Origin of the sequence: Sulfuricurvum sp. (assembly GCF_028688295.1) — a bacterium.
Lineage (GTDB): Bacteria > Campylobacterota > Campylobacteria > Campylobacterales > Sulfurimonadaceae > Sulfuricurvum.
On the sequence record NZ_JAQTYM010000129.1, the window covers coordinates 1 to 2,907 of the forward strand.

Below are 2,907 nucleotides of genomic sequence, written 5' to 3' on the forward strand. Positions count from 1 at the left end.
TTAATCCTAGAGAATAGAGCAAATCAACAATTTCTTTTAAAAATGTTTTCGGAAGGACACTCCAAATTAGTATCGATAAATCAATCAAAAATAAAACGGTTAGGATTGCAATAATGTGAGAAGCTATAAGTTTGATGAGCATTTTTGTGCTCTTTTGATACATGAAAAACGTAACTAAAAAGAGTGGAACCACATAAACAAGCATCCATCCAAACGCATAAAAAGATTGCCAAAAAGCATACGAAGAATAACTTTCATGAAATTCTACTTTATGCGCATTGATATAGGAGCTAAGTGCATCATAACCGCTTAAACTTGTAATTGCTGGGATACTTTGCAATGCTTTTTTAACATTTGCTTGATCTTTGAGCAATCCGTAATATTTTGATTTGGTTTCTTGGAGGGTATCACCCACACTTTCACTCGCTATTTTTTCAAACAGTTTTGTATCATATGTATTTTGAATTGCAATGATAGATGCTTCAATCTCGGTCTCTTTGGATGAGAGGTCAATAATTTGCTGCGCATTATTTTTAAATTCATTAGATGATGCAAAGGATTTTATTTTTTTTGATAAATCAACACAAATCGGTGATACTAAATCTCCAAAACCATCTGGATAATAGCTTGCATCGTTGAAATCGTTGTAATTTTTCAAATCCTTTTTAAAATAAATTTGGCATTCATAAGGAAAAACAACATCGGCAGGTGGTGATTTATATTTCTCAGTCATTATCCCTTTTTCTATGATACTAAAGATAAAGATATCAAGCAAAATAATAAGGATGATTGATAATGGATTTAATTTTTCATTATTGTAATCAAATAGTTTTGTTGTGATGAATTTTAGTTTTAAAAATGATAAATTCATTTTTCTACCTCCTACGATTTTTATTGATTAAACATTTTATTAAAATCGGGAGTTATCTCACGATTACACACTTTTTGCGCTTTTTCATTCTGTAATTTTTCATATTCGAAAGCTCTCAACCGCTCCGGTGTAACGTATACTTTTGGTAACTGCATTACTTTAGGTGCATAATGCGCATCGTAACCCAACACTTTTCTTTTGGTAACGGATTCGATTTGACGAATGACACCTAATCCATTGCTCCCTTCACAATGGAAATGCGCACCAAGGCAATCGCAATGTTCTTCCATAGTGTAACTTCCAAGCACTCCATCATAAAGAAGCTTTGGAACATTTTTTAGATTATCGCCCATAATCTCTGTTCCGGGCTGATACGCGGAATAAATGATCGCTTCTATCGTGACATGATGCGGATTAGAAATTTTCCAGTTGATCCCACTATAAGAGTTCAATACCAAAATCACAGGCTTCTCTATTTTTGCCAATTTTAAAAAAATACTCTGATCCGTTTGACCGCTTTCATACACTCCAGCGTACAATACTTCGGCATTCTTGGAAATATTCTCTTGTAAATACGTTTGGAGTTCATTGGTCGTATATTTTTTTTCCATTGGTTTGATCGACATCATAAAACCTGTCGTATGCCAATTATTCGCGTATTCGATTTCAATACGATTTGACCCTTTTTTAAAAACATACGGAAATGTTGTACTATTTTCACCTTCATGCACAACTTTGCCATTAATAATGACACGTGATTTTGCCCAGCTTAATTCAAGGCTGAGTTGCATGGGTGTATCACTATTGTACTCAAAATCACCAACCCAATAACCGCCAAAATCCTCTGAAGGGATTTTATGAAATTGATCAAATGGATAATTGATTCCGACTTTTGACACTTCTTCAGTTGCAATGATGCTCTTCGGATTTTTTGTATTGAAATAGAAAGCTTTAAAACGGTTTTTCGGGGCGATTCCTTGAGGATTGATGTGTTTACCCCATGTATCTATTGTTTGTGGTTCATCAGCATAGAGAGATAAGAGACACATGATCAGTATCAAAACATAATATTTCATCGCCTTCCTTTTTTCAAACAATTCTACTAAAAATTAACTGATTTTAATAATATTGTTTAAAATACTCAAAAACATTCTTCCGTTGGCAACCTCATTACTCTGCGCATAACGCTACCATCTCCCCATCTGTTATTTTTGCCAAATCATTCGGCGATAATTCTATCTCCAACCCTCTACGCCCTGCACTCACATAGATCGTCGGAAAATCCTCCGCCGATGCATCGATAAACGTCCTAAGTTTCCTTTTCTGTCCTAATGGACTCACTCCGCCGAGGATATAACCGCTGGAGCGTTCCACGTCCGCACCCTTTGCCATTTCCGCTTTTTTGCCCCCTGCTGCTTTGGCGATCTGTTTCATCGAGAGCATAGAGGAGACGGGGATGACCGCAACGACGAGTTCACGTGAGTCGATCTGTGCAACCAGTGTTTTAAACACCCTATCCGAAGGAATCCCTAATTTCTCCGATGCTTCCTCTCCATACGAAGCGGATGCGGGATCATGAATATAGGAGTGAAGGGTATAGTCTATTTTTGCTTTTTTAGCGATATTTACGGCGGGGGTCATGCTCTATCTTGCCAATATCCTGGTTTACGGCTGTTATGCATTACAGCAAGGATGAAAATAGTATCGTGAGTTTCTTTGTAAATGACAGAAAATGGAAAATGGGGTAAAACATAGCGATGAAACCCATGTTCAAAAGGAGACCACATCTGCGGAAAATGGCTGATTGCTTCATAGGAGTGTTCGAGTTGGGAAATAAATCTATCGCCTAATCCGATTGAGCGTTCTTCATACCATTCATACGAGCCTTTGACATCGACGCTCACATCAGGATGAAAGCGCAACGGCTTCATTCAAGAGCCTAAAATCTGATTTTTGATACTTTCCCAACTGACGGATTGTACATCGCCGTTTTCCAATGATTCGAAACGTTTTTTTGCCAACTCCGACCATTGCGC

At 37.2% G+C, this 2,907-nt stretch carries 4 protein-coding genes; all 4 read right to left on the reverse strand.

Annotated elements, in window-relative coordinates:
* A partial coding sequence (locus PHR02_RS13475; protein WP_299992811.1) for a hypothetical protein occupies window positions 1-871 on the reverse strand: 871 nt, incomplete at its 3' end.
* Window positions 872-891: 20 nt separating this feature from the next.
* On the reverse strand, window positions 892-1,947 hold the full coding sequence (locus tag PHR02_RS13480) for a hypothetical protein (protein ID WP_299992812.1): 1,056 nt from the start codon (window positions 1,945-1,947) through the stop codon (window positions 892-894).
* Window positions 1,948-2,041: 94 nt separating this feature from the next.
* Window positions 2,042-2,512 (reverse strand): Cys-tRNA(Pro) deacylase, encoded by a 471-nt coding sequence (gene ybaK / locus PHR02_RS13485; protein WP_299992813.1) that lies wholly within the window; start codon window positions 2,510-2,512, stop codon window positions 2,042-2,044.
* A complete protein-coding gene (locus PHR02_RS13490) occupies window positions 2,509-2,802 on the reverse strand; it encodes a type II toxin-antitoxin system RelE/ParE family toxin (protein WP_299992815.1) in 294 nt (97 codons plus the stop codon). The genes ybaK and PHR02_RS13490 overlap by 4 nt, the downstream gene beginning before the upstream one ends.
* Window positions 2,803-2,907 lie beyond the last annotated feature (105 nt).